Genomic DNA, 22,474 nt, shown 5'->3' with positions numbered 1-22,474 from the left:
ACGTTTGCGAGTACGCGGGAGAGATCAGGCCCCGCTTGCGAGACGGTGACGACGCAAACGATGTCGCCGGCGGCGAGAGCTGGTCGCTCGATTTCGGCTCCGTCACAGTGACAATATGCAAAGGGAGCGGATCGGCATGACAAGGACGTTCACCTACTCCGGCAGCCCTGCGCATATTGTCTTCGGCAATGGCGCGTCGTCCGAGGTGGGCACCTGGATCGAAAAGCTCGGCTGCAATCGCGCGCTGGTGCTGTCGACGCCGCATCGGGCTGCCGACGGCGAGGCGCTTGCCAAATCCCTCGGCGCGCTGGCGGCCGGCACCTTTTCGGGCGCCGCCATGCACACGCCGGTCGAGGTAACCCAAACGGCAATGGCCAAGGCGACCGAGGTCAACGCTGACTGCGTTGTCGCGCTTGGCGGCGGCTCGACCACCGGTCTCGGCAAGGCGATCGCCTGGCGCACCGACCTGCCGCAGATCGTCATCCCGACCACCTATGCCGGCTCGGAGGTGACGCCGATCCTCGGTCAGACCGAGAACGGCGAAAAAACCACAATGCGTGACGCAAGGATCCTGCCGGAAGTGGTGATCTACGATCCAGAGCTGACCGTCGGCCTGCCGATAGCGATGAGCGTCGCGTCAGGACTCAACGCCATGGCGCACGCGGCCGAAGCGCTTTACGCGCAGGATCGCCATCCGATTTCCACCCTGATGGCGAAAGAAGGATTGCGCGCCATGACGGCGGCGCTGCCGGTGTTGACCAAGGAGCCTGGAAATATCGATGCACGCAGCGATGCGCTTTACGGCGCCTGGCTGTGCGGTACGGTGCTCGGCGCCGTCGGCATGGCGCTGCATCACAAGATCTGTCACACACTGGGCGGCTCTTTCGACATGCCGCATGCCGAGACCCATGCGGTGATGTTGCCGCACACGATCGGCTTCAACGCCGTCGCGGTGCCCGACTCGTTGAAGCCGGTCGCCGACTTGTTTGGCGGCAGTGCGGGCGGCGGTCTCCACGATTTCGCCAAGGCGGTCGGCGCGCCCCTTACATTGAAAGAACTCGGCCTCATGCAGGCCGATCTCGACCGCGCCGCTGAGATCGCGACCAGGAACCCATACTGGAATCCGCGGCCTTTCGACCGCGCCGCAATCCGCGCCCTGTTGCAGGACGCGTGGGAGGGAAGGCGTCCGCAAAACTGACGGCAACAAGCAAGGAACTTACCCGCCGCGAATTCATCAGGATACCGCCACGACGGTGTGCTCGCGGCGGCCTCGCGGTGCCGGCGATCGCCTGCCCTTTCGCATATAGCCGACACGCATGAGTGGCTCCGCCTGATCGGCGCAGGCCGCTCACGGTTTGTGCGCGTGAAAAACTGCGCGGCTCGAAAAGCCCATTGACATCAGCCGTATTTTCGACGCAAACGTTATATTGTTACTGTTATACAGTTACACAGCCCGCCTCTCCGGCGACATACATTTCAGACTGCAAGGAGACCACGGATGCGTCGCATTCCCTTTCTCGCCGCGCTGCTCGTCGCGGTGCCGCTTTTGACCGGCACGGCTGCCCGCGCCGAAGACAAGCTGACCATCGTGGCGGCCGAGAATTTCTATGGCGACCTTGCCCGCCAGATCGGCGGCAGCAACGTCACCGTCACCAGCATCCTGGCCAATCCCGATGACGATCCGCATCTGTTCGAGACCAGCCCGTCGACGGCGCGCACCATCGCCGACGCCAAGATCGTCATCTATAACGGCGCCGACTACGATCCGTGGATGGACAAGCTGCTGTCGGCCTCGACAGCCAAGGATCGCACGACCATCGTCGCCGCCGACCTGATCGGCAAGAAGTCGGGCGACAACCCGCATCTGTGGTACGACCCGGCGACGCTGCCGGCCATCGCCAAGGCGCTGAGCGCCGACCTTGCCAAGCGCGATCCGGCCAATGCCGTGTATTATGAGACGAACCTGAAGGCATTCCAGACCTCGCTCGAGGCCATTGACAAGGAAATCACCGACGTCAAGAACACCTATGCCGGCACCGAGGTGACGGCTACCGAGCCGGTCTTCGGCTACATGGCGGAAGCGCTCGGTCTCAAGATGCTGAACTACGATTTCCAGGTGGCCTTGATGAACGATGCGGAGCCGAGCGCCACGCAGGTGGCGGCGTTCGAAAACAGCCTGAAGGACGGCTCGGCCAAGATCCTGTTCTACAATTCGCAGGTGACCGACGAGGCAACGACAAGGCTGCTCGACATCGCCAAGCAGAACAAGGTCACGGTCATCGGCGTCAACGAGACGGAACCGGCGGGCCAGACGATCCAGACCTGGTTCGGCGGCCAGATCGACGCGGTCCAGAAGGCGCTCGCCGCCCGCACACAATGAATGTGACTGCGAATGAATGTGACTAAATGAACGCAATCGAATTCGACAAGGTCACGCTGACCTATGGGGGACGCCGGGTTTTATCCGACGTCTCCTTTTCTCTACCGCAAGGCGCCTTTGTCGGCCTGCTCGGCGCCAATGGCGCCGGCAAGACGACGATGCTGCGCGCCATTCTCGGCCTGATCAAACCGGCCGGCGGCGCCATTTCGGTGCTTGGCAAATCGCCGACGCGCGGCAACGCCGACATCGGCTATATGCCGCAGGCGCGGCGCGCGCTTGGCGATGTCGGCGTCAGCGGCCTCGACTTCGTGCTGAGTGCCGCCGGCGGGCATCGCTGGGGCTGGCCCGTCGCATCGGCTGCCGAGAAGGAGGCGGCGTGGAAGGCTCTTGAAGAGGTGGGCGCCGGCGACCTTGCGCGGCGGCCGCTGGGCGAGCTTTCCGGTGGCGAGCGCCAGCGCATCCTGATCGCGCAATCGTTGATCGGCAATCCGCAACTGCTTTTGCTCGACGAGCCGCTGATCAGCCTCGATGCGGGCCATCAGCGCGCGATCATCGACCTGGTGCATCAGATCGGCGAACGGCTCGGCATTGCCGTGCTGTTCTGCTCGCACGAGATCAACCCGCTGCTGCGCGCCGTCGACCGCGTGCTCTATCTCGGCAACCGCAAGGCGGCGATCGGTTCCGTCGACGAGGTCATCAGCGGTCCGGTGCTGTCGAAACTCTACGGCACGCATATCAATGTGGTGCGGGTTGCCGGCCGCATCTTCGTCATGGCCGACGATGTCGAACTGGAGAGCGGGGCGCATGTCCACGATCTTTGACTATGAATTCATGCGCAACGCCTTCTATGCCTGCACCATCGTCGGCATCGTTTCGGGCGCGGTCGGCTATTTCCTCGTGCTCCGGGGCCAGACCTTCGCCGGTCATGCGCTCTCCCATGTCGGCTTTCCCGGCGCCACCGGCGCCGGCCTGATCGGGCTGTCGCCGTTTCTCGGCCTCACCGTGTTTACCGTCGCCGCCGGCATCGGCATCGGCCTGCTCGGCGAACGCGCGCATCGCGACGTCGCCATCGGCATCGTTTTGACGCTGTCGCTCGGCTTGGGCTTGCTGTTTCTGCATTTCTACACCGCCTTCGCCTCGCAGGCGACCAACGTGCTGTTCGGCAATGTGCTGGGCATCAGCCTGCGCACCGTTATCGTGCTTGCGGTGCTGGCGGTGGCGATCCTTGTCGCGCTTTTGCTGATCGCGCGGCCGCTGCTGTTCGCCAGCCTGCAGCCGGAACTCGCCGAAGCGCGCGGCGTGCCGCTCACTCTTGTCTCGACCCTGTTCATGGTGCTGGTCGCCGTCGCCACGTCCGAGGCGGTGCAGATCGTCGGCGTGCTGCTCGTCTTCGCGCTGATGGTGGCGCCTGCAGCCACCGCGCTCAGGCTTACTAGCGGCGTCGGAGCCGGCGTGCTGACGTCCATCGCGCTTGCCGTGATCATCGCCTGGATCAGCCTGACGCTCGCCTTCCTGACCGACTGGCCGACGAGCTTCTGGATCACGGCGCTGGGCGCGGCGGCCTATGTCGTCAGCGGCATGGTCCGGCGCCCGTCGGTCCGAGAGACTCAGAGCGCCGACGCCGGCCCCTGAGGCTTGCCCTCCGGCGGGTCGATCGGGCCGGCTGGAGTGCAAAACTGACGTGAGGGAAATACACCCAAAAAAAGTCAGGTTTACAAATCGGCTCCTGAAACGTTTCAGCCGCGAAAGACAAATTCATCCAATCGCCTAGATCGCGACCTCTGTCGCGCCAAAGGGCCGCTCCGGAGCGGCCGGAACACCCGGAAAACCGCCATTTCAAGCGCATTTTGTAGCGGCGAATGGCGTCCGCGCGGCCGGTTGGAAGCTGGCCGGGAGGTGCAAAGGCGACCCCCCGCGGCCATCGCGGGCGGCGTTGACAGACCGCGGTGCTGCATGCGTATAGCAAGCCATGGGTCACGCCATGGCCGTGGCGGTTGAGACGGGGCTGGGGGGTTTCGTAACAACAGCATTGACGGCCCGGCGCCGGACGGGCGGCATGCACTCTCGAAGTGCGCCGCTCGCTCTTGGCTGACGCGCCGGCGACCCGGCAGCAGTCCTGGCCTGCGTTATCTCGACCAGGCTCCGCAGAACGCCATCGTCTCAGCTTTTCGATCCGCATCGGTTCGAAGCGAACGAGGTGACGCCCTCTTAACCGATATTCGCTTCGCTACGTCCCCCTCCCCCTGCTGGGCGAGGGGGACGCTGGCGATGAACCGCGCCGGCCGACGTGTATCGGCACCGATCAGGCACTCCTGACGACGCGATCAAGCAAGCCTGACGACGAGCCGATCAGGCGACCCTGGCGACGTCGATCAAGCAAGCTTGACTACGTCGATCAAGCAAGCTTGACGACGAAGTGCTTGGTTACCGGCTCGAGGATCTGCCAGGTGCCCTTGAAATCGGCTTCGACCACGAACGCATCGCCCGGACCGACCTCGACAGGCGTGCCGCCATCGGGCGTGATGATGATGCGGCCGGCGATCATGTGCACGAACTCATAGTCGGTGTAGGTGGCGTGATAAGTGCCGGGCGAGGCCCGCCAGGTGCCCGACAGCACCTTGCCGTCGGCGGTGGTGTGCTGCACGGCGGTCTGCATGGTCGGCCGGCCCGCGACAACGATCCAGCCCGGTAAGTCGCCGCCCTCGGCATGCTCGACAGCGCCGAATTTGAAAATGGTGGTGTTGGTCATGGGAGGCTCCGTTTGAATTGCATGGCTGCCGGTTGGATAGCCGATGCGTGTGACGGGGGCAACGCAAGGGCCGACCCCGGATGTCGGAGATTTGGCGAAGGAGGCGGGGAGCTAATCTCCCCCATCGAGGGGGAGATGTCGCCGAAGGCGACAGAGGGGGTCGCCGCGCGTGGAGCGCCTGCCTTCACTTGCAGGATTGGGCCGAGTCCGGTCGAACCGACCCCCTCTGGCCTGCCGGCCATCTCCCCCTCAAGGGGGGAGATCAGCGGCGTCGCCTCCTCCAATGTTGCACTGCGTTAGATTTGTTGCATTGCGATATCGACCCATAGGGCGGAGTCTTGGTCCGACTGTGAACGGTTGCAGCGCCGTGTCCCGTTGGGCGCAAAGCTGCCGCACGTATGATCCCGGCGCGATCGTTACTCGCCGAGGCGGGGTCATGCACCAGCACGAGGTGGCAAATCGTGTCAGCATCGTTCCGGCCCGATATCGAAGGACTGCGTGCCTTGGCGGTGGCAGGCGTGATCGCCTTTCATTTCGGCTTCACCGGCCTGCCCGGCGGCTTCACCGGCGTCGACATCTTCTTCGTCATCTCGGGCTATCTGATCACAAAACACCTGCTTGCCGAAATCACCGAGACCGGGCGGCTCAACCTGTGGCGCTTCTATGCCAGGCGCGCTCGGCGGCTGTTGCCGGCGTCGCTGTTCGTCATCCTCGCCACACTGGTGGCCGGCGCCTTCATCCTGTCGCCGGAGGAACAATCGCTCTATTCCAAAGGCGCCATGTTCGCCTCGGCCTACATGATCAATCTGTGGCTGATCCGCTGGTCGTTTGATTATTTCGCCGCCGATGCGGCCAGCAACCCGTTTGTCCATTTCTGGTCGCTGTCGGTGGAGGAGCAGTTCTATGTCGCCTGGCCGGCGCTGCTTGTGCTGGCGGCATGGCTGCGCCCCGGCAAGCGCGGCGCGATCCTGGTGATCGGCATTGCCGGCCTCGTCTCGTTCGCCGTCTGCGCGTGGCTCACCACGGTCTCGCAGCCCTGGGCCTTCTATTTCTCGCCGCTACGCGCCTGGGAGTTCGCCGCCGGCGGGCTGGCCAGCATGGTGCCGCAGCAAGTCTGGCAAAACCGCCCGCGGCTCGCCACGCCGCTGGCGTGGCTCGGCCTAGCGCTGATTGCCGGCGCCTATCTTTCCTTCAGCGACGAAACGCCCTTCCCGGGTTTCCTCGCCCTGGTGCCGGTGGCCGGCACCGTGCTGTTGCTGCTGGCAGGAGCGGCGCACGCGCAGCAGGAGAGCGCTAAGAAAAGCCCGATCGAGGCACTGGCGCTGGCGCCGCTGCAATGGGTCGGCAAACTCTCCTACTCGCTCTATCTCTGGCACTGGCCGGTGATCGTGTATGCCACGATGCTGACGCCGGAACTTTCGCCGCTGCAGCGGCTCGGCTGCTTGGCGCTGACGCTGGCGCTGTCGGGGTTCACCTATCATGTCATCGAAAACCCGATCCGCCGCAATGGCTGGCTGATGGCCAGTGCGGCGCGGGCGCTGGTGCCGGCCGTCCTCCTGACCGGCACCGGCGTCGCAGCCGCCTACGCCAATGCCAGGCTTGCCGTCCACGATCTGGACCCTGAGCAGCGCAGCATTGCCGCCAGCGCCGCGCAGCCGTCCACGGCGCGCGCGGCCGGCTGTATTCTCTCCTTTGAGACGGTGACGCCGAAGGCCTGCGTGTTCGGCAACAAGGACGCCGGGCGCTCGATTGCGCTGTTCGGCGATTCGCATGCCGACCACTGGTCGACGCCGCTGATCGACGCGGCGGCCAAGAACAATTATCGCCTCGTCACCTATCTCAAATCGTCCTGCCGTGCCTCGCGGGTGACGACCTGGAACTGGCGGCTGAAGCGCGACTACACCGAATGCGACCAGTGGCGGGAGCAATCGGTCAAGGACATTATCGCGTTGCACCCGCACATGGTGGTGATCTCGGAATTCTCGATCGGCAATGTGATGAAGGAATCGCCCGAGGAACTGAAGCACGCCGATTGGAACGAGGAGTGGAAGGCCGGCCTGCGCTGGACGCTGGCGGCATTCAGCCGGGCCGGGATCAAGGTCGCGGTAATCCGGGACGTTCCCTACAATGGAAGCTATGCCGACAAATGCGTGGCGCGGGCGCTGTGGCGCGGGCAGGTGCCTGAAGTCTGCGACACGCCGAGGGACGCGGCGGCGAACGACGACATCGCCGCGGCCGAGCGCGACGTCGTGCGCAGCGTGCCCGGCGCCACCTATGTCGACCTGACCAGCCAGTTCTGCGACGCCCAAACCTGCCACGTGTTCATCAACGGCCAACTCGCCTTCCGCGACCGACACCACCTGGCGACGCCATTTGCTGAATCACTGGAGCCGGTCTTGGAGAAGGCGGTGTTTTAGGGGGCGGCGAGGTAGGGGGACCTGACGGCTGACCGCTCAGTTGATGCGAGCTATGCCACAAACACATCCTCTCGATGGTGAGCGAGGTAAGCCTGCTGCGGCGGGGTGAAGGTGCTAGTGCGCCAGACGGCGGGGGCTTCGGCAAAGCCGAAACTCTGCATCACCAATTGCTCGAAACCGAGCCGCCGCAAATCAGTCTTGTCGACGCGCTGGGATATGAGGACCTGCCCGCTATCTTCAAAACTGATGAAGCCACGGTCAAAGAGGTGGTCGGCATCAGGCGTGAGGAGCAGCCCGTTCATGCCGTCCAAGCGCTCCTGCGCGGAAGCGCATAGGCGCCAAGGCTTGATGTGGCTTGCAATCAGCAACGAGGGATTGGTGACCCCTGTGAGTCGGCACGAGCGCTCCATGGCTTCGACATTGGAACGAAATTTACCTTGGCCGCGACGAGCTTGAATGACGCTCGTCTTTACAGTGTCCTCGAGTTGGAGGTCGTCTCGGATACGGCGCTCAACGACGTCCTCTAAAATTTCATTGACGACTTCGAAAGTGAGACTGTTTGCGCCACCACGCCTCAGAGCTTCGCGGTCGAAAGCTGTACCCGCGACAATGGTGTGAAACACCTCTTGCGATACGCTCGCGAGATAGGCGTTTTGACGGCCTGATCCGGAGTTTGGGTCGATGGGCGAGTATCGGGGAGGCAGAAGCGGACCCAATTCGCCAATTATGTCCGACGGGCGCACCGTCGGCAGGAGCGGCGCCCAATACACCGGGAGAAGCCAACCTTCCTCGTTCCAATTGGCTCCAGTGTTCTTGAACTCCGGTGGTTTCGGTGCTGTGAATGCAAACTCCGCTACCCGACCAATATAGCGCACGGCTTGACCGAAAAAAGACAACACGAGGTCACCAGGTGTCGCCCGACGCATATTTTTGTAGAACTCGCTGCGTGCCCCATTCTTCTGAGTTTTGGGCGACCAGAGATATTGCCCGTCGATCTCTTGGCGGGCGGTCTGACTGTGATTTACCCACCAGAATTGCGACATCGTTTTGGTTTTAATAGTTGCCGTCGGTTGGATAAGCTCTATTCGAGACCTGTCTCGCCTTCAAGCAGGGAGCCGACCTTATCGCCAGGTGCGACAGGCGGCGTAACTGCATCTTTCGGCGAGACACCAAGAAGAGCGTAGGGCGACGATAGTCGCCGCCCCCACCCCGCTTGCAAATCGCCCCCCAAATGCCATCTACATCACAGGCGCACCGCCGGTGCGCGGCATCCACGGAGCATTCACTTGACGCAGCGAAGCGGCAGTGCGGACTTGCCGCTGCATGGCGGGCGGGTTCCGAAATGGCTGGGCGATCGTATGACGCGGCTGGGTGCGGTGTTGTGCGAGGCGATCATCCATCACTATGGCCGCGACGAGCTGTTGCGGCGGCTGGCGCATCCGTTCTGGTTCCAGTCCTTCGGCGCCGTCATGGGCATGGACTGGCACTCCTCGGGCATCACGACTTCGGTCGTCGGCGCGCTGAAGCGCGGGCTGAACCCGATGTCGCGGGAGCTCGGCATCCATGTCTGCGGCGGGCGCGGCGCGCATTCGCGCAAGACGCCGCAGGAGCTGACGGCGATCGGCGAACGCGTCGGCATCGATGGTGCGGCGCTTGCCACCGCCAGCCGCCTGGTCGCCAAGGTGGACAGTGCGGCCGTGCAGGACGGTTTCGACCTCTATCTGCACGGCTTCATCGTCACCGACGACAGCCGCTGGGTGGTGGTGCAGCAAGGCATGAACGGCGACAGCCGCCAGGCGCGGCGCTATCACTGGCTGTCGGAAGGGCTGACAAGCTTCGTCGACCAGCCGCATGCGGCGATCGAGGGCGAGCGGCAGGGCGAGATCGTCAACCTCACCGACCATCGCGCCGAGCCGTCGCGGACCGGGCAGCTCGATCTGTTGAAGACCATGAGCCCGGAGCGGATCCTTGACGAGCTTGCCCTGCTGGAGCCGCCGCCGAAAGCAGCGCCTGCGGAACCGCCGGCGCAGCCGATGCTGCCCAATCTGGTGATGCCGGCGCATCATGACGTGCGCGAAAGCGACATCGTCATGCACCGGCTGCACGGCAACATTTCGGCCGCCATCGAAAGCGGGCCGGCCGATTTTCCCGAACTGCTGCTGGTGCCCGGCATCGGCGCGCGCACCGTGCGAGCGCTGGCCATGGTGGCGGAAGTGGTGCATGGCGCGCCTTGCCGGTTCTCCGATCCGGCGCGCTTTTCGCTGGCCCATGGCGGCAAGGACCGCCACCCCTTCCCGGTGCCGCTGAAAGTCTATGACGAGACGATCGCGGTGCTGAAATCGGCCGTCGGCAAGGCAAAGCTCGGCCGCGAGGAAGAGCTTGGCGCGCTCAAGCGGCTGGACGGCGAGGCGCGGCGGCTGGAGCGCTACGTCACCGGTCCGAGCCTGAAGGAGATCGTCGCCGGCGAGTTCGATCAGTCGCACCTGCTGGGCGGGCGCAGTGTGTTTGGGTGGGAGGGGGCGGCGGAAAGCGACGACGGTTCAGACAGGGGCCGCCAGTAGCGGCCTGTCCATCATGCAGAGATAGTGCGCGGCCGATAGAAACACGTGCTCGGCTTGTTTTGATAATGCTTGCAAAGACCCATTTCTCAAGATGCACTTCGTCGTTGTACGCAACAGCACGCCGGGATGCGAGCCGACATGCCCGGAATGGATTTCGGCGGAAGGTCACATCGTGGCCGGCACGCCAGCTTTGCTGAAGGCTTTGCTGAAAAAACTCGGCCCCCGCAAATTGCCTTTGGCGTTGAATTCCCCGGGCGGCGAGACCGATGCGGCGATGGCGCTTGGCCATATGATCCGCGCCAGCGGGCTCGACACGATGGTTGGCAAGACGGAATTCTCCGAATGCGCGCCAGACACAAAAGCCTGCGGGCCGGGCGACCTCCGCTTCGGCGTCGCCAACCCCGTCGGCGCAGTCTGTTCGTCAGCTTGTACGATGGTTCTTGCGGGCGGCGTACGGCGCCTGGCAGACAGCCGCGCCTTTGTCGGCATTCACCGGATCATGCTGCCGACCGCCAAGAAAATCCACGGCAAGAAGACCATCGTCCTCGTTCCGATACCCAAATGGTATGAAAGCAAGGTCGACAGCTATTTCACCGAGATGAAAGCAGGTTCGTGGATCGTATCGGCCATGCAAAAAATACCCGACGACAGCATACGATACCTCGTGACATACGAACTTTTGGACCTGAATCTGATAACCGAAACCGGTCACGGCGACACGCGCACCTCCATCGATATCTGCAAGACCACGCCGCCGGCGGGCAACTGCCGAACGGTCAGGCAATAGGAATAGCGGGCCACGTAGGTCGTCGAAGCGCCTGTTTCTCAACAGCAACCCTTCACTTTACGCGGCACCCTTCAACAGGTCTTCCGGCCGCCCCTCGACGAGCGCAGCAATATAGCTTTCCAGGCTGGTCGTGCCGCGCTCCGGGTTTTCCGGCTCCGCCGGCTTGTCCAGCGTGGCCCCGGTCATGCGGGTGTAGGACTCGGCCGCCGCTTTGGAGAAGCCGAGTTTTTCGTAGGTTTCTGTCCAGCGCTCGCGCGGCACCGTGACCACGCGCACGTTTTTGCGCAACGCCGCACTGAAGGCTGCGGCGACATCGGCGGCCGAGTAGCGCCGAGGGCCCTCGATATAGTGCGTGCCGGTCTTGTCCGTCGGCTCCAGCAGACGTCTCGCCGCGGCCTCGCCGAGATCCTGCGGCGCCACCATCGGCAGCTCGAAATCCGCCGGGAAGAAGGAGGTGATGACGCCGTCGCGCCGCGCCGTCTCCAGGGCCTGATCCCAGTTGCTCATGTAATAGGCGGCGCGGTTGATGCTTGCCGGAATGGCCTGGGCCTTCAGCTTCTGCTCGAGGCCGTAAAGGACGGTGAGATCGCCGACACCCTCGCCGGCCTGCGCGCCGTAGGTCGATTCCGCCACCAGCTTTTCGAGGCCGGAGCCCTCCAGCGCCGCCGCAATGGCGCCAACCGTCTTGCGCTCCTCGGCGTCGGTGTCGGTCGATGGATCGGCCGGCGGGTTGAGCAGAAACGCCCGCTTGCCGCGCCGCAAGACTTCACGCAGCGCCTCGACATCGAGCACATCGGCAACCGCGGCCTCCGCGCCCTGTTCAACCAACCATGCGGCCTTCGACTCGTCGCGCGTCACCACCGTGACATCCTCGCCCTGCCGCAACAGCGCCATTGCCGCCGCCGAGCCGACATGGCCGGTACCTCCAAGAATGACATGCATGGTCTCGTCCTTCCCTTGCTGATTCATGCCGGATTAATGGCTGGGGCGGCGAAGGGTTCAAAAATCGGGGGACGATGCTGACAGGAGGTGACGCTGAACTTCCTCGCAATGCACGGCGCAGGGGTCGTTCGCATCTTGCAAAATTATGGAACGAGGTCGTGCCCAGCGAGTTATATTAGCGCAACCTTGAATAGGAGGCAGCTATGAGAAAGCTCCTGCTTGCTTCGGCTATCGCTATCACTGCGGCGGCGGCGATGATCGCCCCGGCGAATGCCGGCGGGCGCGTCGTGATCGGCATCGGCAACGGCTACTATGACGATGACTACAATGACAGCTATGGCGACTATTACGATCGCTTCGCTCCTCGCCCCTACTACCAGTATGATGCCTACGACAACGGCTTCAGGTACCACAGGTATCACAGGCACCATCGCCATTGCCGTATAGAGTTGGTCAAGCATTGGCGCCATCATCACAGGATCGTCGAGGAAATTCGCGTTTGCGAACGGTGATCCGATGGGGTGAAACCGGTCGGCCGGCATCTGCCGGCCGGCCGCTTCCTGCGCGGCTGCCGGCCTTATCGCGGCTTCCGCATCAGCATCATCCCGTAACCCACGGCCAAAAGGTCGAGCCCGACCTTCAACAGCTTCACCACCACATCTCGTCCCTCGCCGGTGCGTTCGGCGAGCGCCTTCACCGACTGGCCTTCGAGGCAGATTTTGCGAACCACCTCCGCCACTTCCCAGTGGGCCATGGCGGCGATGGCATGGGTGTGGGCGCGGCCGGCGTTGAGCACGCGGTCGGGGATGCCGCCATTGATGCGGCCGCCGTCAATGCGCTCTTCCCACGGCATCGGCCGCAGCCCGTCACGCGAGGCGCGCTCGAAATCGTCGCGAAACCGCTGGGCGGCCTCACGCTGCTGGCGGGTCAGCGAGGTGATGCCGACCAGCGGATCGACATTGCGCACCCGCACGATGCCGCCGGTCGCGGTGTAGCCGTCATTGGAGACCTCGTAGACGCGCCGCGCCTCTTCGGTGCCGACGCTCAACCGCTTGCGGCCGAAGCGATCGTCCTTCAGCGCGAAATCATGGCCGATCTCGCGGCGGATGCGCACCTGCTCGGCTTCGCCCGCAGGCACTTTCGGCGGTTTGGCTTTCTGCGCGGTTTTTTTGCTCATCGGGGGATTCTTGTGGGATTGGGTTGTTGAGCCGGGAGGTTGGCGTTCCTTCGCGCCCCCCTCTGCCCTGCCGGGCATCTCCCCCACGAGGGGGGAGATCGGATGTCGCGTCGGCTTTCGCCAATCACCACCGCCGTTGGAAGGCAGTGCGAGCGAGCTGCCAATCTCCCCCCGCGTGGGGGTTGAGGAGTGGTCCGCGAAGCGGACGGAAAGCCAATTGCTTGGCTTCCCGAGCGACGAACGTCCGCCAGGACAGAGGGGGGCGCTGTCCCGCCGGCTTTCGATCATTGGTGGGGTCGTCCGGAGGCGAGGAACGGAGCCCAGCCGCTCACACCACCTCCGCCACAGGTCGGTGGAAACGCGTCTGATGATATTCGCAGTAGCTTTTCAGCGCCCTTGTGCGCAGGCCGCAGCACAGCATCTCGAGCCCCGGCCGACTGCCGGGAGCATCGTTGTCGGGGTCTTCCTCGAGCGTCAGGTCGAGCGGCGCGCGGCAGCGGTCGAACAGGCAGTCGATGAAGCGCATGGCGGCGACATGCGGCTGACGCCCGAGCGAGGCAGGGCGCGGCGCCGGCACATTGAAGCGGTAGATTTCGCCGTCCACCACCAGCCGTCCTTCGCCCGGGATCGAGGGCGCCGGACGGGCTGGCAACAGAGGCCTGGCCGATGGCTGACGGCTCGGTTTGGCGGCCGGTTTGACCGGCGCGGCCTGCTTCGAAACTCCTACTTCCCTTACGAGCTTGCTTGGCTGCGCCGGCGGATTCCTCTTGGCGGTATTCTCGTTTGCCGCAGTCTTCCCCGTCGCATTCTTCCTCGGTCGGCCGCCGGACCTGCCGCCTCTGGGGTTGGCGAAGCCGATGGTCTTCAACGCGCTGTTGCGGTGGACGATGCCGATGATGGCATTGCGCGAGACCGGACTGCCGCGCAGCGCCGTGAAGCGGACGGCGATCCCTGTGGCCGACAGGCCATCCCTCAGCCAGACGGCGATCTCCTGCAATTCGGTGTCGGTATAGGCAGTCATGTCGGTATCCATTGATTGCGCGCGCAAAGGCCGAGCGCCGGCCCCGAGGGCCCACGGGAAAAAATCAGAGCGGATGGTCGGTGCGGTCAGCCGATACTGGCGGCCGGCAGCGAGCCGGCGAGATGCCGCAAGGCGGCTTCGGCGGCCGCTTTGGTGAGGGCGGAAACCGCCCTGCCCGTCAGCCGGTCGAACAGGATGACGGTGCCATCTTCCGTGCGGATGCAGGAAATACCCTGCCCGCCGGAGACAGCCCTTGGCGCACCGGCGGCGCCATGGGCTGAAGAGGTGGCCGGAGCCGGGAGAGGAGCGGCTCCGGCCGTTCCGGTCGATCGGGGGGACGACGGTTCGACCGGATCCGGGGCAAGAGCCCCGGTTTGCGTCCGGACCGGGGAGGAGGACAGCCCGGACGATGGGAGAAAGCTGACGATGTCTGCGGAAACGCTTGCGGTTTGTTCGATCATGCGCTAAGCGTACGATATGTACGAAACGTACGCAAGCGAAATCGTACATATTGGACGATAAATTTCAGGCAATTTGTACGATGCAGGAACCGAGGCACAGATTGCAGCAGGCGCGGGCGGAGGCGGGTTATGCCTCGCCGAGCGACGCGGCGCGGGCATTGCGCGACATCAACAAGAACACGCTGATCAGTCACGAGAATGGTAACCGGCCGCTGTCGCGCAAGGCGGCGGAGAAATACGGCCGCCTGTTCGGCGTCGATCCCGGCTGGCTCTTGTTCAACGGTGACGGCGGCAGCCTTGCGGGGGGCCATTTCGGCTTTGACGAGTCGGGCCGGCAGATCCCGATGCCGTCGCTGGCCACCGTCGATGTGCCCATCGTCTCATGGATCAGCGCCGGCGAACTCGGCAGCCAGGACATGGTGGTCAATCTCAGCGACTATCCGACCATCCCCACCACCGATCTGGAGCAGGGCCAATGGATTGCTCTGCGCGTCGACGGCCCGTCGATGAACAAGATCTCGCCACCGGATTCGATCATCTTCGTCAACCTCAGGGACAAGCGGCTGGTGACCAATGGCTGCTACGTCATTTCGGACGAATCCGGCCAGGCCACCTACAAGCGTTACCGCCCCAACGAGAACCCGCCCTTCCAGCCGGCCTCCTACATGGACATCCCGCCGCCGGCGCTGGAAGGCGCCATCACCATCATCGGCCGGGTGAAGCGCTCGATGATCGATATGTGAGGGAGAAGGCGGTGAGGCGCAATCTCCCCCCTCGAAGGGGAGATGGCCGGCAGGCCAGAGGGGGTCGCCGCGCGTAAGGCGCTGACGTCCTCTGTCCGCGATAGGAAGTCGCGTCAGGACGTATCGACCCCCTCTGTCGCCTTCGGCGACATCTCCCCCTCGAGGGGAGAGATTACGCGCCCAAAAACTCGTTCGTGAAATACGCTCTAAAATCCGGCTTCTCCTTCAGAACCTTGCCATCGCCATCGAGCAATATGCCGGCCCTGAAGAGGTAGGTTCCGATCGCCTCGATCTTGGCCCTGTCGATGGTGCCGATGACGCCGTCCTGGCTGCGCAAGAAGTGTCCGTCGACCAGCATTTTCAGCGAAGCGTGGATCAGCGCCGGGTCGGTCAGCGCATCCCTGTTGGAAGCGATCAGCAGATCGCCGGCTTCCTGCGGGTGATCGCAGGCAAATTGGTAGCCGCGCCGCGTTGCCTCGACGAAGGCCGATGCGGCCTTCGGGTTTGCCTGGAGATATGCATTGCTGGAGGCGATCAAGGTGGTGTGCTCGTCGGGCACGCCGTAATCGGCGTAGCGGAAGCCGCGCTGCCTGACGCCTTTCAACTCGGCAGCGACGCCTTCCCAGGTCGAGACCTCCAGCGTGAAGTCGACCGAGCCGTTGGCCAGCGCCTCATAGGCCGAGGTGCCGAGCGTCACGGTCTCGAAAACGCCCTTGCCGCCATCGTGGCGGATGATGGTCGAGATCAGCGTGTTTTCCCAGGCGCTGCCGAAGCCGCCATAGGTCAGACCGTCGAGATTCCTGGGACTCTTGATCTCGCCGCGATCCGCGTTGAAGACCAACCGGCCGGTCTCCTGCTGGACCACGGCGTAGACCGCCTTGAGATCGGCGCCGGCAGCCCGCTGGGTGAACAGGCCGACGCCGGCAATGCCGAAATCGGCGATGCGGTTGGCGACCAGCGTGCCGGCGCCAGTATCGCCATAGGGCAGGATCTCAACATCGAGCCCGGCCTCGTTGTAGAATCCTTTGTCGCGGGCAACGAACAGGCCGACATGGTTGGTGTTGACCGTCCAGTCGAGCGCGACGGTGATTTTTTGCGCAGCCGCATGAGCGCGCGAGGCCAGCGGCAATCCGGCGGCCAGCGTCAGCAGCAAAGCCTGCCGGCGTGTGAATTCGGTCATGAAAAACTCCTTTGAGCGGTCTGCGGAAACAAGCCCCGGTCAGTCCCGGGATTGAGCAGCGTGTCGAGGATGTCGGCTTCGAGCGCGGCGGCCTGGCGCGCGGCATCGCTGCCGGTGGTGCGCGGGCGCGGCAGCGGCACGGCAATCTCGCCGATGATGCGGGCCGGCCGCGCCGACATCAGATAGATTCGATCGGAGAGGTAGACGGCTTCGCGCACGTCATGGGTGATCAGCAGCGCGGTCCAGCGGTGGCGCTGCCACATGCCTTCCAGCCAGCGCTGCATACCCGCGCGGGTCAGTGCATCCAGCGCGCCAAAGGGCTCGTCGAGTAGCAGCATGTCGCGCTGCTGCACCACGGTGCGCAAAAGGGCGGCGCGCTGGCGCATGCCGCCGGAAAGCTCGGCCGGCCAGGCGCGCTCGAAACCGGCAAGGCCGAACTCAGCGAACAATGGCGCAACGGACGCGCGCGCCTCGCGGCGCTTCATGCCCTGCACCTCCAGCCCCAGCGTCACATTGTCGATGACGCGTCGCCACGGCATCAGCGCGTCGCGCTGCGGCATGAAGGCGAAGGGGCTGCCCTGCAATGGCGCGCCGTCGAAGCGCATGTCGCCCTCGCCTTTCAGCGCGCCGGTCAGCAACTGGAACAGCGTCGACTTGCCGGCGCCGGAAGGGCCGAGGATGGAGACGAACTCGCCGGCCGCGACATGAAGCGAAATGCCGGCGAGCACCTCAAGCGCGCCGAAGTTCTTCCTGATGTCCCGGAGTTCGAGCCGCGTCATTGACGGTTCTCTTCTGCAGCTTCAACCTTGCGGTCGCGGCTTTCGCTCCCTGCATTCTCCCAAGGCATGGCGAAGCGCTGGACGAGCACCGCAATGGCGAACAAGACAAGCGTGAGCGCGGCGCTGACGGCGACCGCGGCGAGCACCAGATCGGGCCGAAAGTTGTTCTTGGCATTGAGCATGTAGATGCCCAGCCCCTTCGCCGCCCCCGCATATTCGGCGAAGATCGCGCCGACGACGGCATAGGTGATGGAGATGCGCAGCCCGGCGAAGAAATAGGGCAGCGCCGAAGGCAGGCGCGCCAGCCAGAAGATACGCCAGCGCCCTGCCCCCATGGCGGCGAGCATCTGCGAAATCTCCTTGCTGGTCGCAGCAAAACCTTCGACCAGCGCGACCATCATCGGGAAGAAGGTGACGAGCGCCACAAGCAGGATCTTTGGCATCAGCCCGAAGCCGAACCACAGCACGATGAGCGGCGCGATCGCGACCAGCGGCAAGGTCTGGCTGACGATCAGCAGCGGAAACAGCGCGCGGCGCAGCGGGGCCCAGAAATCGACCAGCGCCGAAAACACGAAGGCAGCGACCAACGAGCAGGCGAAGCCGGCTGATGTGGCGCGGATGGTGGGCAGCGTGTTGTCGGCCAGGGCGGCGCGATGCTCCCAGGCCTGCTGCAGCACGCGCGACGGCGCCGGCAGCACGGTGGGGGCGACACCGCCATAGCGGGCGTAGAGCTCCCAGGCCGCGAGGAGCAGGGCGAAGGCGAAGGCGGCGGGGATGGTCTTGGCGATGCCGGCGGCTAATCTCCCCCCTCGAGGGGGAGATGTCGCCGAAGGCGACAGAGGGGGTCGTCTCGCATAGAGCGCCCACGCCTTGCCGATGCGAAAAGGACGTCGGCGCTCCACGCGCTGGGACCCCCTCTGGCCTGCCAGCCATCTCCCGCTCGAGGGGGGAGATTCGTGGGCATCGCGGTCTTCGCCAATCGCCAATGGCTCCCCTCCTCTTTGTGCTGAGGGGTCAGAGGCATCTCCTCCACGCAATGGGTCAGATAAACCAGCCACGGCAATATCCTCAAGGAACGACGCTTGAGCCGCGGCTCAGACGGCGCTCGGGCTGTTCGCCGAGATCGTGATGTCGAGGGTGACGTGGCCGGCGCCGGGGCCGAAGCGGCAGAAGGCCTCGTTGAGCGTGGCAAACACGGCACCGGCATCGCCACGCAATTTGGTGCAGAAGTTCTTTGAGCGCTCAAAGACGCCGGACTGTTTCAGGAAATCGATGCAGCCGTAGATCTCGTCCATATGGTCGCCCGTGCCCATAACGTAGAGCGAGAACTGCGCCGCCACCGGCTGGCCGGTCGACGGCGTGGCCTGGACAGCGCGGATCGCGGCGATCTTGCGCTCGTCCAGCGGAATGGCGGGGCCGCCGGTCTCGTCGGAGCGGCAGATCGGATCGTCGGGCTCGCCCGGACAGCCGCGCGAGACCGCCGCCGAAAGCACGCAGTGCTTGCCGCTTTTGGCCGCCGCGACGAACAGGTCGCGCATAGCGGGAAACAGCACCTCGGGCGGCCCGACCATAAGCGTCGAGATGTCGTCGATCTCGATCCGCAGCCGGTCGCGCCACGGATCGAGCGCGCCGAGCGCGCCAAGGATGACGCCGACGAAATCGTCGGTCATGGGATAAAGGGAAATCTGTGCGCCTGAAAACATCGCCCGCCTCGCTCCGCTGGTATTATCCAGATCAGCTTTAGGGTCCGAAGGCTTGCCGCCCTCATCTCAGCCCCGACCATACGGAGCACCCCTGTGGATGAGCGGGTTAAAGCACCGTTCGCGGCATTGGGGAAGCCGTTTGTTGAGGCACTGCGGCAAAGTGTTTTGGGCCAGACGTGCCGGGCGCCCGGGCGTTAACAGACGACTCGTCAGTTCGTTGCGTTATAAGGTTTCCACGAATTTCTTATAACTGCGTTGAAATTCAAGCTGATAAACGTAATTATAAGAAAACGGCAGATTTCTGGATCTCCTTATCCGCGACCCCATCCGGACTGCGCTCCTGCATCGCTCGGGCTTGCCTGTGCTGGTCCCCTCGCCCCAGCGCTACGCCATCCACAAGCTGATCGTCGCCTCGCGACTCGGGCCGAGCGCTGGGGCCAAGCGGGAGAAGGATCTCCATCAAGCGCGCCTGCTGACCCAAGCGCTCGAAGCCACACGTCGCCAGGACGACCTTGCCTTCGCCTTCATGGAAGCGTGGGACAAGGGCGAAAACTGGCGCGAGACGATCCGGCGCGGCCTGAACCTGTTCGAGGGAAACAGTCAACACCGTCCTGGGAAAAGCCCTCCGCGAGATTGGTGCGACTCCTGAAGGATTCACGATGCGTGATTAGCTGAAGCGACCGCTGCTATATTCATTGCCATCGTCCCAACTGTACGAAATTGGCTTGACGCTGATTCGTACATAAAGTACGATATCTCTTTTCGCAGAGAGGAATGTCCTTGAGCACAGCGAACCATGTTGCCTTCGCCGATCTCTCTCGTCCTTTGCTGTCACCCCCGTCGTTGCCGCCGCCTTTATTGCCGCCCCCTTTGTTGCCCTTGTCATTCGATCAGTGCCAACGCCTCGCCGGGGCCTGGCGAATGGCCAGCCAGGACATCGCCGACGACATCCGCTTCATCCGCCAATATCTGAAAGTCGTTGCCGAGAAGGACGAAAGGCTGTCGACCGGCACCCTTGTTCACAGCCGCGCCTATGTCGAGGCCTGCGCCGGCTGGCTGCCACAGACTGTAACGCGCTATCTGCGCCACCTGCGCCAGATCACCGAATGCGAACTGGCCATGACAGCTGCCGGGATTCGCTTTGCGCTGTCGAGTTATGCCTGGCAGGCATGAGGGGCGGCTGTCGCCAAACACAAGGAATTGCGCTGCCCGTCGCAGGCGCAATTCGTCAGGTTGAGAGGCTCGGGCGCGCCTGAACGGCGGGCGCGAAGGATGGCCCGGCCAGCGAATTCCGGCCTTGCTTTATTTCGACTGGCCTTATTTCTGGCCTTATTTCGATTTGGCTTTGCCGGACTTTGCGGCGGCAGGCTTCGCGGCCTTTGGCTTGGCGGCTGCCTTGGCGGGCTTGGCGTCAGCTTTCTTCGCCGCCTTTTTGGGCTTGGCGACCGCGCCATCGACTTCAGCCGTGGCCTGCTCCCAGTGTTCCTGATGCGCGCCTTCAGGCCGGCCGGCCTTTTCCCAGATCTCGTGCGCGCGCTGGCGAATGCGGTCCTGTTTGTCGTCCGTCACTTAAGCCTCCGTGGTTGGGTCCGGTCGGTTGGTCCAGATTCCACGAAAACATTAGCCGAAAATTCGACCGGCGTCTTGAGTGACGAGACATCTCAGCGCGGGTCGGAAATCACCGCAACGCCGAGCAGCGCCGCTTTCTTGACGATCAGCCCGGCGAGGTCGGCATCCGAACGATCGGTGCCGGTGCGCTCCCGCAGGAGCGCGATCGCTTCCTTCATCGATAACAGCGCCGTGTTGCGCTCGGCCAACAACTTGTCGCAACACGCCGCAACATTGGCGGAGTTCGGGGTCTCGACATGCGGCAACATGGCAATTCTCCTTTCATCATGTTCGTCATTCGGCCCTGCCGCCCTTTTGGGAAGAACGACAGGGCCGTATCACCGATGAATGGTTAGGTTGTCGAGCGTTACTCGACCACCTCGACAATCCTGCGCGTGCTGGGGTCGACCAACACGGTATGGTTGTCGACGACGGCGTATCTGTACTGAACGTCGGGAACCTCCTGCAGCTCGACAGTGTCAGGCAAGGCAGTGCCGACATTCAATTCGACGCCGAGCAGATTGACCGAGGCAAGCGGATGTTTCTTTACGTATTGGTGCACGACCGTGCGCTGTTCCGGGGTGATGATCACCTGCTGCTGTGCCGGCTGCGTGACGATGACCTCGTCGGCGGCGGCAATGCCGATACCAGCGATCATGGCGAGCCCGGCGACGGCGGGAATAAGGATGGTTTTCATCTTCGTCTCCTGTCGTTGTTGGCGAGCTCCGCCGTGTTCCCGCATGAGGCGAAAACAGCGCAGATCGAGGTGGCGGGCTCCTGGAGGCAAACGCAGCCGGTACGGTCTTGTTCCGCAAGCGGAGACTAAATTGATCGGCTTCCGGTCATGCCAGCAGAACCCGCACCCGCAAGATTCGCATTGAAGCACAATCCCTCAGGAGACCTTCGACGTGGACGATGCACGGCTCCAAATTCCGGTGGCGATCGCGGCCGGCGCCGGCATTGATCCGGTGACCGCGTGGCCCGGCCAAGACCGGAACCGACCGCCTTCGTGCCACGCCGTGAAGTTCAAGCAAAGGTCATTGCTTCGGCGGCTGCGCAGGCACCTCGCCAGGCTTGATCACCGGCGTCTTGCCTTGGTCCGGCGGCGGCTGCGTCATACCCTGGTCACCACTGGGCGGCGGCTGCAGCACGCCGCCGCAGGGACCGAGCGTGCTGGTCGATTCGCCACCGCCATTGGCGACCGGCGGCTTCTGAGCATCGTCCTGAGGCTGCGCCTGGCAAGGCGCGGCAGGGCCGTTCCGGTCGCCATTGTCCTGCGCAGCCGCCGGGTCGGCCAGCGCCAAGAGCAGCACGCATGGGATGAGGGGGAAAGTCTTCATGGTCCAGCTCCTCTGGATTCATCTCCTTGGCAAAGCAGACTAGTCCTTGGCAAAGCAGACTGGCGGCAATTGGTTCCACGGAGATGGTGGTTGCTGGAACCTGGCAGCCGGAAGTGAGTTCCACCTTCTCGACGCTAAGCCGCCCAGAGGAGGCAATCATGGAACGAAACAGAAAACCCAATGACGAGGTCGAGGCGCCACCGAGCAAAAACGATGCCCGCGACAGGATCGCCAATGATGAAGTGGAAGCGCCGACGCCGGGTCGGCAGGATTGGGACGCGCTGCGTGGCGCAACGGTCCTGCCCGACGGAGCAGATGAGGAAAGCCTGCCGGACACCACCGGTGTCGAGAAGGAAGGCGAACTGCCCGAGGAGGATGACGACAACCCCTACCAGGACAGTGACGATGCCTTGCCCGACGACGCCGAGGAAGCCGCCATTGGTCACGACCTGGCGAGGCGCGGCGGCCCGTTCGACGACGTGTAAGGCAGCGACCGCGGACTTTCGAGAGGTTTCCCGGGACGTCCACGCCGTCACCAGTTGGACCAAGGATGAGCTGAAGGCGATGCCGGAGCATCGCGATTGATATTTCGAAGGATCCGGCTGGTCGGATCCTTCGTTTAAGGC

26 protein-coding genes, 1 pseudogene and 1 riboswitch are annotated in these 22,474 nt (G+C 63.8%); of the genes and pseudogenes, 13 read left to right on the top strand and 14 right to left on the bottom strand.

Annotated elements, in window-relative coordinates; translation table 11 throughout:
* Positions 1 to 136: 136 nt before the first annotated feature.
* The 4 genes from X751_RS160070 (at position 137) to X751_RS160085 (ending at position 4,012) form a co-directional block, all read left to right on the top strand.
* Positions 137 to 1,198, top strand: coding sequence for a maleylacetate reductase (locus tag X751_RS160070; protein WP_023743878.1), 1,062 nt, complete (start codon positions 137 to 139; stop codon positions 1,196 to 1,198).
* Positions 1,199 to 1,498: 300 nt separating this feature from the next.
* Complete coding sequence (locus tag X751_RS160075) at positions 1,499 to 2,380, top strand: zinc ABC transporter substrate-binding protein (protein ID WP_032892395.1); 882 nt, start codon at positions 1,499 to 1,501, stop codon at positions 2,378 to 2,380.
* A gap of 26 nt (positions 2,381 to 2,406) precedes the next feature.
* Complete coding sequence (locus tag X751_RS160080; RefSeq protein ID WP_023685455.1) at positions 2,407 to 3,201, top strand: ABC transporter ATP-binding protein; 795 nt, start codon at positions 2,407 to 2,409, stop codon at positions 3,199 to 3,201.
* A complete protein-coding gene (locus tag X751_RS160085) occupies positions 3,185 to 4,012 on the top strand; it encodes a metal ABC transporter permease (protein ID WP_023685454.1) in 828 nt (275 codons plus the stop codon). The genes X751_RS160080 and X751_RS160085 overlap by 17 nt, the downstream gene beginning before the upstream one ends.
* Before the next feature lie 763 nt (positions 4,013 to 4,775).
* Here X751_RS160085 and X751_RS160090 read toward each other — a convergent pair.
* A complete protein-coding gene (locus X751_RS160090; protein ID WP_023688994.1) occupies positions 4,776 to 5,129 on the bottom strand; it encodes a cupin domain-containing protein in 354 nt (117 codons plus the stop codon).
* A 461-nt stretch (positions 5,130 to 5,590) separates the two neighbouring features.
* On the opposite strand from X751_RS160090, the gene X751_RS160095 reads away from it, so the two are divergent.
* A complete protein-coding gene (locus X751_RS160095; protein ID WP_023712494.1) occupies positions 5,591 to 7,546 on the top strand; it encodes an acyltransferase family protein in 1,956 nt (651 codons plus the stop codon).
* 50 nt (positions 7,547 to 7,596) lie between these two features.
* Here the strand turns inward: X751_RS160095 and X751_RS160100 are convergent, their stop codons facing one another.
* On the bottom strand, positions 7,597 to 8,589 hold the full coding sequence (locus tag X751_RS160100; RefSeq protein WP_023727021.1) for an HNH endonuclease: 993 nt from the start codon (positions 8,587 to 8,589) through the stop codon (positions 7,597 to 7,599).
* Between the two features lie 243 nt (positions 8,590 to 8,832).
* Between X751_RS160100 and X751_RS160105 the strand changes: the two genes are divergently transcribed.
* Together X751_RS160105 and X751_RS160110 are read left to right on the top strand one after the other, a co-directional pair.
* Positions 8,833 to 10,107, top strand: a complete 1,275-nt coding sequence (locus X751_RS160105; protein ID WP_023743876.1) for a DUF763 domain-containing protein — start codon at positions 8,833 to 8,835, stop codon at positions 10,105 to 10,107.
* A gap of 289 nt (positions 10,108 to 10,396) precedes the next feature.
* The gene (locus X751_RS160110; RefSeq protein WP_156936351.1) at positions 10,397 to 10,894 is read left to right on the top strand and encodes a hypothetical protein; all 498 of its coding nucleotides are present in this window, start codon (positions 10,397 to 10,399) and stop codon (positions 10,892 to 10,894) included.
* A 57-nt stretch (positions 10,895 to 10,951) separates the two neighbouring features.
* Here X751_RS160110 and X751_RS160115 read toward each other — a convergent pair whose 3' ends face one another.
* The gene (locus tag X751_RS160115) at positions 10,952 to 11,836 is read right to left on the bottom strand and encodes an NmrA family NAD(P)-binding protein (protein ID WP_023730350.1); all 885 of its coding nucleotides are present in this window, start codon (positions 11,834 to 11,836) and stop codon (positions 10,952 to 10,954) included.
* A gap of 203 nt (positions 11,837 to 12,039) precedes the next feature.
* Here X751_RS160115 and X751_RS160120 point away from each other — a divergent pair, with 203 nt between their 5' ends.
* A complete protein-coding gene (locus X751_RS160120; RefSeq protein WP_023727019.1) occupies positions 12,040 to 12,348 on the top strand; it encodes a hypothetical protein in 309 nt (102 codons plus the stop codon).
* Positions 12,349 to 12,413: 65 nt separating this feature from the next.
* Here the strand turns inward: X751_RS160120 and X751_RS160125 are convergent, their stop codons facing one another.
* The 3 genes from X751_RS160125 to X751_RS160135 form a co-directional block, all read right to left on the bottom strand.
* Complete coding sequence (locus X751_RS160125) at positions 12,414 to 13,013, bottom strand: DUF6456 domain-containing protein (protein WP_023743874.1); 600 nt, start codon at positions 13,011 to 13,013, stop codon at positions 12,414 to 12,416.
* A gap of 328 nt (positions 13,014 to 13,341) precedes the next feature.
* Entirely contained in the window at positions 13,342 to 14,034 is a 693-nt protein-coding gene (locus X751_RS160130) for a GcrA cell cycle regulator (protein ID WP_023693856.1), read from the bottom strand.
* An 86-nt stretch (positions 14,035 to 14,120) separates the two neighbouring features.
* Positions 14,121 to 14,495 (bottom strand): hypothetical protein, encoded by a 375-nt coding sequence (locus X751_RS160135; protein ID WP_023693857.1) that lies wholly within the window; start codon positions 14,493 to 14,495, stop codon positions 14,121 to 14,123.
* Between the two features lie 80 nt (positions 14,496 to 14,575).
* Here X751_RS160135 and X751_RS160140 point away from each other — a divergent pair, with 80 nt between their 5' ends.
* The gene (locus tag X751_RS160140) at positions 14,576 to 15,238 is read left to right on the top strand and encodes a S24 family peptidase (RefSeq protein ID WP_023672482.1); all 663 of its coding nucleotides are present in this window, start codon (positions 14,576 to 14,578) and stop codon (positions 15,236 to 15,238) included.
* 172 nt (positions 15,239 to 15,410) lie between these two features.
* On the opposite strand, the gene X751_RS160145 is transcribed toward X751_RS160140, so the two are convergent.
* From X751_RS160145 to X751_RS160160, 4 genes are all read right to left on the bottom strand, one after another.
* Positions 15,411 to 16,418 carry an ABC transporter substrate-binding protein gene (locus tag X751_RS160145; RefSeq protein ID WP_023743873.1) on the bottom strand — a complete coding sequence of 336 codons (1,008 nt, stop codon included), beginning with the start codon at positions 16,416 to 16,418 and terminating at the stop codon, positions 15,411 to 15,413.
* Positions 16,415 to 17,197 (bottom strand): ABC transporter ATP-binding protein, encoded by a 783-nt coding sequence (locus X751_RS160150; RefSeq protein WP_023705167.1) that lies wholly within the window; start codon positions 17,195 to 17,197, stop codon positions 16,415 to 16,417. Before X751_RS160150 ends, X751_RS160145 begins: the two co-directional genes overlap by 4 nt.
* On the bottom strand, positions 17,194 to 17,985 hold the full coding sequence (locus tag X751_RS160155; protein ID WP_050592345.1) for an ABC transporter permease: 792 nt from the start codon (positions 17,983 to 17,985) through the stop codon (positions 17,194 to 17,196). The genes X751_RS160150 and X751_RS160155 overlap by 4 nt, the downstream gene beginning before the upstream one ends.
* Before the next feature lie 306 nt (positions 17,986 to 18,291).
* On the bottom strand, positions 18,292 to 18,900 hold the full coding sequence (locus X751_RS160160) for a YkoF family thiamine/hydroxymethylpyrimidine-binding protein (protein WP_023743871.1): 609 nt from the start codon (positions 18,898 to 18,900) through the stop codon (positions 18,292 to 18,294).
* Positions 18,891 to 19,003, bottom strand: a riboswitch (TPP riboswitch). (Overlaps the previous gene by 10 nt.)
* Before the next feature lie 198 nt (positions 19,004 to 19,201).
* Between X751_RS160160 and X751_RS1000000165235 the strand changes: the two genes are divergently transcribed.
* The gene (locus X751_RS1000000165235; RefSeq protein WP_084558236.1) at positions 19,202 to 19,549 is read left to right on the top strand and encodes a GSU2403 family nucleotidyltransferase fold protein; all 348 of its coding nucleotides are present in this window, start codon (positions 19,202 to 19,204) and stop codon (positions 19,547 to 19,549) included.
* Positions 19,550 to 19,821: 272 nt separating this feature from the next.
* A complete protein-coding gene (locus X751_RS160170; protein WP_023743869.1) occupies positions 19,822 to 20,073 on the top strand; it encodes a hypothetical protein in 252 nt (83 codons plus the stop codon).
* A gap of 156 nt (positions 20,074 to 20,229) precedes the next feature.
* On the opposite strand, the gene X751_RS160175 is transcribed toward X751_RS160170, so the two are convergent.
* From X751_RS160175 to X751_RS160190, 4 genes are all read right to left on the bottom strand, one after another.
* Entirely contained in the window at positions 20,230 to 20,469 is a 240-nt protein-coding gene (locus X751_RS160175) for a DUF2934 domain-containing protein (RefSeq protein WP_023684825.1), read from the bottom strand.
* 92 nt (positions 20,470 to 20,561) lie between these two features.
* Positions 20,562 to 20,777 carry a hypothetical protein gene (locus tag X751_RS160180; RefSeq protein ID WP_023670360.1) on the bottom strand — a complete coding sequence of 72 codons (216 nt, stop codon included), beginning with the start codon at positions 20,775 to 20,777 and terminating at the stop codon, positions 20,562 to 20,564.
* A gap of 98 nt (positions 20,778 to 20,875) precedes the next feature.
* Positions 20,876 to 21,205: a DUF1236 domain-containing protein gene (locus tag X751_RS160185; protein ID WP_023670359.1), complete on the bottom strand. Its 330-nt coding sequence runs from the start codon at positions 21,203 to 21,205 to the stop codon at positions 20,876 to 20,878.
* A gap of 340 nt (positions 21,206 to 21,545) precedes the next feature.
* Positions 21,546 to 21,848 (bottom strand): hypothetical protein, encoded by a 303-nt coding sequence (locus X751_RS160190; protein ID WP_023743868.1) that lies wholly within the window; start codon positions 21,846 to 21,848, stop codon positions 21,546 to 21,548.
* Positions 21,849 to 22,006: 158 nt separating this feature from the next.
* On the opposite strand from X751_RS160190, the gene X751_RS0132590 reads away from it, so the two are divergent.
* Together X751_RS0132590 and X751_RS1000000167770 are read left to right on the top strand one after the other, a co-directional pair.
* Entirely contained in the window at positions 22,007 to 22,333 is a 327-nt protein-coding gene (locus tag X751_RS0132590) for a hypothetical protein (protein ID WP_023689014.1), read from the top strand.
* 13 nt (positions 22,334 to 22,346) lie between these two features.
* Positions 22,347 to 22,433, top strand: a pseudogene (locus tag X751_RS1000000167770) (PRC-barrel domain containing protein); the annotation flags it as partial.
* Between the last annotated feature and the right edge of the window lie 41 nt (positions 22,434 to 22,474).

The organism is Mesorhizobium sp. LNJC394B00, assembly GCF_000502555.1.
GTDB lineage: Bacteria > Pseudomonadota > Alphaproteobacteria > Rhizobiales > Rhizobiaceae > Mesorhizobium.
This window is presented reverse-complemented; position numbering and strand designations above follow the sequence as displayed.